We start from the raw sequence: 8,140 nt of genomic DNA on the forward strand, positions 1-8,140 counted from the left end.
CGCGCCCGCCGCGCGCAGCCGGTCGGGGAAGCCGGCCCGCAGGTGCCGCAGCCCCGCGTGCGCGGCCCGGGCGAGCAGCCCCAACCCCTCGCGCAGGGCGGCGTCCACCGCGTCCGGCGCCGCGGCCTCCGTGCTGGCCAACGGGCCGTCGCCGGTGCCGTCCGCGAGATCGGGTACGACCACCGTCTGGCCCGCCACCACCGCGAGCGGCTCGACCACCAGGCCGCCGGCGCCCCGCCGGACCGCCCCGCTGACGTAGCGCGGGGTGCCGTACGCGCCGGTCAGGGCGGCGGCGAGGCAATCCAGCGCGCCCGGGCAGATCGACCGGTGCACCGCCGACACGGTCGCGGTGGCGCCGGAGGGGTCGGCGACCACCGCGTCGAGTCGCTGCTCGCCCGCGGCGTAGCCGACGGCCCGTACCTCGGCGATCTCCACCACCCGCACCGACTCGGCGGCGACCCGCGGGCGCAGCAGCCGGGGCGGCAGCTCCGCGAGGGCGGTGTCCAGCGCGGAGAGGTCCCGGACCAGCAGACCCGGGGGCAGCTCGCCCCACGAGCCGGCACCCGGTGAGACGGTGGTGCGGGCGATCCGCCCGGCCGCGAAGCGGATCCGCCGGGACGCGCTGCGCACCGCCGACTCGGTGACCACGTTGCCGGCAGCCAGGCCGCCGACGGTGGCGCCGGCGACGCGCCGGTCGGCGAGGTCGTGCCCGGTGACCCGCTCCTGGTCGGCGCGCTGCCAGTCCCGGCGCAGCACCAGCACGCCGGCCCCGGACGGCTGGGCGAGGAAGACCTCGACGCTCAGCTCGTCGGCCGACTCGCGGACCCGGGCGCCGATCCCGGTCAGCCGCAGCCGGCGCAGCGGCGTCTCGGCCGGCTCGTCGGTGCCGAGCACCCGCTCGGCCGGGCTGGCGCCCCGGTTCGCCACCGCCCGACGGCGGGCGGGCAGCTCGGCCAGCACCTCCGCCAGGTCGGCGGGACGGTAGCGGGCACCGCGCGCGGCGTACGCGTCGAGCTGGGCGGCCAGCTCGTCGAGGGCGAGCAACGGCCAGCGCAGGCCGGCGGCGTCCAGGTCGCGGCGGGCCGCGGCGAGCGGGGCCGCCGCCCCGGCGCCGATGTGCACCGCCCCGGCCAGCAGCACCTCACCGGCCACCCCCACCGCCCGGTCCAGCGCGGCGAGATCCACCTCCGGCCCGCCGCCGCCGACCCGCACCTGCGCCTCGCGCAGCCCGGGCCGCTCCCGGTCGGCCACCCGGTACGCCCAGACCGCGAGTGCGACGGCCTCCGCGCCGCCGTCGGCCGCGTCGGCATGGGCGAATGCGACCTGGTGCGGGACGAGGAAGCGGACCGTGCCGGTGGGCAGCTCCACCTGCGGCACCGGATCCTCGACGGTGGGCCGGCGGACCAGCGCGACGTATCCCCGCCGGTGCCGACGGCGGGCGGCGGCCAGCGCGGCGGCGCCGACCACCTCGGTCAGCGCCTCGTCGGTCACCTCGCCCGGCGACCACGACCCGGCCCGGGTCGGCGCCCCGTCGGCCACCACAACGCCGCCCGGGCCCGTCCCAGCGGTCGCGGCGGGCCGCCGCGGCGCGGCGATCGCGACGGCCGGTTCCGGCCCCACGGTTGCGGCGCCGGCGTCCGGTTCCGGCCCGACGGTTGCGGCGTCGGCACCCGGTTCCGGCTCGACGGTTGCGGCGCCGGCGTCCGACCCGTCCGGTGCCGACGCTCCGGCGGCAGCCTGCCGCTGGTAGGCGAGGACGAGGACCAGCAGGTGCCGGCAGATCCCCGCCGCCCCGCACGAGCAGCTGCCCGCGCCCAGACCGCCCGCGGCGGGCAGGCTGCTGCCCACCCCGTCGGGATGGGCGGCGTGCACCGTTCCGTCGCCGTCGGTCCGCAGCTGCGGCAGCTCCCCCGCGTCCACCGCCTTCGCGGCCCGTTTCACCAGCCCCCGGTTGCTGAGGGTGGCGAGCACCTCCGGGGTGAGCGCCAACAGGTCGGCCCGGGCGCTCACCCGCCCACCCGTTCGGCGACGAAGGCCGCCAGCTCGCCCGGCGTCATCGCGCCGACGCCGGCCCCGACGTCCGCGAGCCGCTGGGCCATGCCCCGGTCGTACGCCGGATTGGCCTCCTCGTCCAGCGCGGCCAGGCCCAGCACGTGGGTGCCCTGCTCGACCAGCTGCCGGACCGCCCGGACCAGCTGCGCCTCGCTGCCGCCCTCGTAGAAGTCGGTGATCAGCGCGACGATGGCCCGCCGCGGGTTCTCGATGAGCTGCGCGCCGTACGTCACCGCGCGGGCGATGTCCGTGCCGCCGCCGAGCTGCACCTTCATCAGCAGCTCCACCGGATCGTCCACGTCGGCGGTGAGGTCGACCACCGCGGTGTCGAAGGCGACCAGGTGGGTGCGGACCCCGGGCAGCCCCCACAGGCAGGCGGCGGTGACCGCGGCGTGGATCACCGACCCGGTCATCGACCCCGACTGGTCCACCAGCAGGATCACCTGCCACCGGTCCACGTGCCGGCGGGTACGGGAGAAGAAGTGCGGGGTACGCACGTGCAGCCGCCGCTCGTCCGGCCGCCAGTGCGCCAGGTTCGCCCGGATGGTGCGCCGCACGTCGAAGTTCCGCGCCTGCCGGAACCGGCTGGGCCGACGGGCCCGGGCCCCCGAGAAGGAGTGCCGCACCTCGGTGGCCATCCGTTCCACGAGCTGCCGGACCACGGCCTCCACGATCCGCCGGGCGAGCCGCAGCACCTCCGGGTTCATCAGGTGCTTGGTCCGCAGCACCGCGCGCAGCAGGGTGGGGCTGGGCTCGACCCGGGCCAGCACCTGCGGGTCGGTGACCACGTCGTGGATGCCGTACCGCTCGACGGCGTCGCGTTCCAGCCGCTCCACGGTCTCCCGGGGAAAGAGCCGGGTGATCTCGTCGAGCCAGTCCACCGTGGTCAGCAGCGACGGGCCACTGCCGGCCCGGCGGACGTCCCGCTGGTCCAGCTCCTCGTCCCGGCCGTAGAGCCAGTCCAGCGCGGCGTCCCGGCCGGCGGCGTCGGCGCCGAGGGAGCCGAGGCTCGACCGGGCGGGCTCGCCGAGCACCAGCCGCCAGCGTTCCACCGCGGGGTCGGTCATCGCGGAACTCCTTGCGGGTCGGGCCGGTCGGGGAGCAGCCCCTCCCGGGCGAGCAGGGCGTCGACGCGGGCGTCCAGCGACCGGGCGCGGGCGACCACGAGCGGGTCGGCGTCGAGGCGGAGCAGTGCGCGGGCCGGTGCGGTGTCGCCCCGCAGGTCCAGCACGTGCCGGGCGACCGTCTCCCGCTCCCGGGGCGGGAACCAGCCGAACGCCTGCCGCAGCGCGGGCAGCGCCACCAGGAAGTCGTGCGGCGACATGGCCCCGAGCAGGCCGTCGAGCACCGCCAACAGGGCCCGGTCGCCGTCGACGACCTCCTCCCGGGCCAGCGCGAAGAGGCCGGCCAGCCAGTCGCCGAGCACGGTCGGGGCGGCGACCGCCCGGACCGCCGTGGCCGGGTCGCCGCCGGCCCCCAGCGACCAGCGCAGCCCCAGCGCGGCACCGCGCAGGTCGGGCGGGGCGGCCGGGTCCGCCGCGATCCGGCCGGTCACGGCCAACGCCGGCGCGCGGTCGAGACCGAGCGCCGGGCCGGCGTACCGGAGCGCGTCGCGGACCGCGACCAGCGCCGCCAGCCGGCCCGGGTCGGCGGGGGCGGTGGCGGCGTGAACGCCCTCGGCCAGCCAGAGCGCGCGATCCACGGCGGCGGTGATGACCGCCCCGAGCGGCGCCGCCCCGGCGCTGCCGAGCAGCCGGTCGTGCCGCCAGAGGCCGAGCGCCACGGCCAGCGCCCGGCCCAGCGCGGGCAGCGCGGTGACGGTGCCGACCGCCCCGGCGAGGGCGGCGAGCGCCCGCGCGGAGTGCCCGCGCAGCCCGCAGAGCGCGGTGTCGAAGAGCAGGGTGGCGAGGCCGTCGACGTCCCCGCCGATCCGGATGATCCGCTCCTCGACCAGCGCGGTGGCCGCGTCGAGGACCGTCGGGCCGTACCCGCCGGCCTCGATGATCTCGGCCAGCCGGTCCGGCGCGGGTCGGGCGACCCAGCGCTCGGTGAGCACCGCGTCGGCACCCACCCGCGGGCCGCGCTCGCGCAGGTGACCGGGCACACCGAGCAACCGGAGCCGGTGCAGCAGCCGGCTGCGCTCCAGGTCCGCCGGGTCGGTGAGGTCGAGGTCCAGGTCGGCCGCCGGGTCGACGCCGTGCCGGCGCAGCTCCGCCTCGACGTCGCCCACGAGCGGCGGCAGCGGGGTGTCCGGGTGCAGCCGGCCGGTCCGCTCCCCGCTCAGCGCGGCCACCATCTCCACCACCGCCGGGTGGGTGCCGGCGGCGAGCCGGCCCCGGGCCGTCCACGGCAAGGGCTGGTCGAGGGCGTCGGTGACCAGGGCGGAGACCAGCCCGTCGAGGACGTCCACCCGGCCCGGATGGGCGTGCCCGCGCAGCCGGGCCAGGCCGCCGGCCATGGTGCGCGCCGCGATCAGGTCGGCGGTGGAGACCTGCTGCCGGCGGGCGCGCAGCCGGGTGGTCACGGTCTCCAGCAGGCCGTCCGCGGCACGCTCCGGGCCGTCCTCCCAGAGCCGCTGGTAGTAGCCGGGCGAGGGCATCCCGGACTGGTAGCCGTCGAAGGCGTCCAGCCGCTTGAACGAGTACGGCACCAGGTAGCTGCCGGCCACCGCGTCCCCCACCGGCGCCGGCACCTCGGGCCAGCCGGGGGCGGCGTCGACGGGGTCAGCGTCGAGCAGTCGGACCAGCGCGGGCCGGTGGAAGCCCCCGGTGACCACCAGGACCGGACTGCCGGCGGCCCGGGCGCGGGCGGCCCGCACCCAGCCGGCCATGTACGCCTCCCGCGCCGTGTCGTCCTCCCCGGCCTCCGACTCCCCGCGCAGCAGGTCGAAGTAGGCCGCCAGCCGCTCGGCGAGCCCGTCGTCCGGGCCGATCTCGAACAGGTGGTCCCAGAGGGCGTCCACGTTGTCCACCGACAGGGCGGCGCAGAGCCGGGCCACCGCCTCGGCGTAGCGCTGGTCGGCGTCGGCGTACCGGTTGCTGCGCCGGGCGAACGCCGGGTGCCAGGCGGGCAGGTCGATGAAGCGGACCTCCGCACCGGCGGCCCGCCCCTCGGTCAGCGCCACCCACTCCGGGGAGTACCCGCAGAACGGGCTCCACGAGGCGTGCCGCCGCCCGGCGTCCCGGTACGCGGTGAACACCGCGATCGGCAGCTCGTGTCCGAGCAGCAGCTCGTCCAGTCGGTCGTTGAGGTCGACCGGCCCCTCCACCAGGACGTACGCCGGGCGCAGCGCCGCGATGGTGGCCGCCACCAGCCGGGCGCAGGCCGGGCTGTGGTGACGCACCCCGAGGAACGTGACGCCGACCGGGTCGGTGGTGGCCATCAGCCGGGCAGCAGGTGCCGGGCGTCGTGCAACGCCTGCCACTGGCCGCCCGGGCGGCGGGGCACCTGCTGTTCCAGGTAGCGGCGCAGCCGGGCGAGGTCCTCCGGGTCGTCCTTGGCGGCCGTTCCGGCCAGGCAGGCGACCAGGTCGGCGGCGTCGCCGGCCTCGCCGCGCAGGAACCAGCCGCGCAACCCGACCGCGTGCGCGACGGAGACGGCCTCGGCGGTGCTCATCACCGCCGACAGCCGCTCCATCGCATCGCCCCGCTCGGTCAACCCGGTACGCAGCTCGCGGAACGTGGTGACCAGCACCTCCAGTACGTCCCGCCGGGGCGGCACGGTCACCCCGGAGCGCCGCAGCAGCGCGCCGGCCTCCGCCTCGACCAGCCCCAGCTCGGTGGCGAGGTCCGGGATCGGGAAGACCGTCTCGAAGTTGAACCGGCGCTTCAGCGCGGCGCTCATCTCGTTGACGCCCCGGTCCCGGGTGTTCGCGGTGGCGATCACGTTGAACCCCTCCCGGGCGAAGACCATCGCGTCGGCGCCCGGCAGCTCCGGCACCGCGAGCACCCGGTCCGAGAGCGGGGAGAGCAGGCAGTCCTGCACCTCCAGCGGGCAGCGGGTGATCTCCTCGAAGCGGACCACCCTCCCCTGGGCCATGCCGCGCAGCAGCGGCGCCGGCACCAGCGCCCGGGGCGACGGGCCGTCCGCCACCAGCAGGGCGTAGTTCCACGAGTAGCGGATCTGGTCCTCGGTGGTGGCCGCGCCGCCCTGGATGGTCAGCGTCGAGTCGCCGCTGACCGCGGCGGCGAGCAGCTCGGACAGCAGGGACTTGGCGGTGCCGGGCTCGCCGACCAGCATCAGTCCCCGGCTGGTGGCCAGCGCCACCAGCGCCCGGTCGATCAGCGACGGGTCACCGACGAACTTCCGGGCGATGCCGGCGGCCGGGTCGCCGAGGATGAACCGGCGGGCGGCGCGCAGGCTCAGCGCCCAGCCCGGCGGGCGCGGGTCGCCGTCATCGGCGGCCAGCTTGGCCAGCTCGTCGCTGTAGCGAACCTCGGCCGGGGGCCGCTGGGCCCGCTCGGCGGTCGGGTCGACGGCGGTCACCGGGTCACCTCCGCGAGGTCGCGCAGCACCTCGGACGCGGTGACCTCGTCGAGTTCACCGAAGCGCACCCGGCCGCCGCGCGCGTGCCACTGCCCCTCGGGACGGTCGTTCACCCAGATCTCCTCGATCTTCTGCTCCGGGAACATGTCGACCACGCCGACGGTGATGCCCGGATTGATGTTGATCACGATCGCCCGGTCGCCGGGCAGCTTGCGCTCCAACCACGGCTGGGTGCCGTTGTCCTGGGCGTCGGCGCGGCGCCAACCGCGGCGTTCCAGCCCGAGCAGCCGGCCCGTCGGCACCTCGACGCCGGCGTACCGGCTGAGCAGCCGCTCGTCGCGTTCCGCGTCGGCGAGCCGGTGCACCTCGCGGCCGAGCTGGGCGAAGGGCTGGAGGATCTCGTAGTCGGCGAAGAGCTCCGCCCAGCTGGGCAGCGCGTCGCCGAGGTGCAGCGGGTGCGCGATGCCGACCGTCGCGTCGTCCGGCAGGGCGTACGCCTCGTCCTCGACGTCGGCCAGGCTGCGGTCCTCGGCCACCCGGAACGCGGTGCCGACCGCCCCAGCCTCGTCGACGGTGACCCAGACCAGCCGCCGGACGATGTGCCAGAGCAGCGGGTGCGCCAGCAGGTACCGGCGGAAGTCGGCGGCGGACCAGCGGCGCTGGGCCACCATCGCGGCCTCGAACCGGCGGATCTGGTCGGCGGCGAGGGTCCGGACGTCCTTCTTCAACCCGGTGAAGCGCTGGTACGCCTCCGGCGCGAGCGCCTGGTCGTCCCGGGCACCCGGTTTCGGCAGCTCCTTGCGCCGGGCCCCCGCCCCGTCCACCACGTACGGCTTGAGCTGCTCGTCGAAGCCGACGGTGAACCGGCGCGGGCCGTAGTCGAGGACCAGGCTGCCGTCGGCGTCCAGCCCGAGGTCGGGCACGAGGCGGTCGCCGAGCTGCTCGGCGTTGAGGCCCAGGTCGGCGGCGACCTCGGCGACCTTCTGCGCGGCCCGCTCGCGCAGCCCACGGAACTTCACCTTCTGGGAGATGCCCCAGAGGTGCATCAGCGCCACGTCGGTGCCGATGGCGGCGAGCACGTCCAGCCCGGTGACCGCCCGGGCGTGCCCGCCGTCGCCGGGCCAGGCCCGGATCACCGGGGCGAGCCGGCGGGCGGTGTCGTCGTCGCCGATCCAGCCCAGCGCGGCGAGCACCCAGCTCTCCTTCGCCGGCGCGCCGGCGGACTGCCAGCGTTCGAAGAGCGCCCAGCCGAACTCGGCCAGCGACGCCGGGTCGCAGGCCTCGCGGACCAGCGCCACGCCGGGGTAGACGTCGCCGGCCTTGGAGATGGCCAGCATGGTGCAGAGGTGCCGCAGCGCCTCGGCGGGCAGCGCGGCGGACCGGTCCCGCAGCAGCACCGGCGGCAGCACCACCGGGTCGAGCCACTGGGGCAGGGCCGGGATGCGGGCCGGCAGCTGCTCCAGCGGGTCCGCGTCGAGCAGCGCCAGGGTGCCCCGCACGGCGTCCTCGCCGTACCCCCGGGCGGCGTCGAGCACCGCGTTCCGGTCGGCCCCGGCGGCCGCCCGCAGCGCCCGCTCGGCCGCCCGCCGGCGCGGGCCCGCCG

5 protein-coding genes are annotated in these 8,140 nt (G+C 77.4%); all 5 read right to left on the reverse strand.

Annotated features, from left to right (window positions below; translation table 11 throughout):
• Window positions 1-2,010: hypothetical protein (locus V6U81_RS28595; protein WP_334494108.1), on the reverse strand; the 2,010-nt coding region annotated here is incomplete at its 3' end.
• The gene (locus V6U81_RS28600) at window positions 2,007-3,119 is read right to left on the reverse strand and encodes a VWA domain-containing protein (RefSeq protein WP_334494109.1); all 1,113 of its coding nucleotides are present in this window, start codon (window positions 3,117-3,119) and stop codon (window positions 2,007-2,009) included. The genes V6U81_RS28595 and V6U81_RS28600, both read right to left, overlap by 4 nt.
• Window positions 3,116-5,434 (reverse strand): DUF5682 family protein, encoded by a 2,319-nt coding sequence (locus V6U81_RS28605; RefSeq protein ID WP_334494110.1) that lies wholly within the window; start codon window positions 5,432-5,434, stop codon window positions 3,116-3,118. Before V6U81_RS28605 ends, V6U81_RS28600 begins: the two co-directional genes overlap by 4 nt.
• Complete coding sequence (locus V6U81_RS28610) at window positions 5,434-6,537, reverse strand: ATP-binding protein (RefSeq protein ID WP_334494111.1); 1,104 nt, start codon at window positions 6,535-6,537, stop codon at window positions 5,434-5,436. Before V6U81_RS28610 ends, V6U81_RS28605 begins: the two co-directional genes overlap by 1 nt.
• The coding region (locus tag V6U81_RS28615; protein WP_334494112.1) for a DUF4132 domain-containing protein at window positions 6,534-8,140 on the reverse strand (1,607 nt) is incomplete at its 5' end. The genes V6U81_RS28615 and V6U81_RS28610, both read right to left, overlap by 4 nt.

It is taken from the genome of Micromonospora lacuserhaii (assembly GCF_036902735.1).
Lineage (GTDB): Bacteria > Actinomycetota > Actinomycetes > Mycobacteriales > Micromonosporaceae > Micromonospora.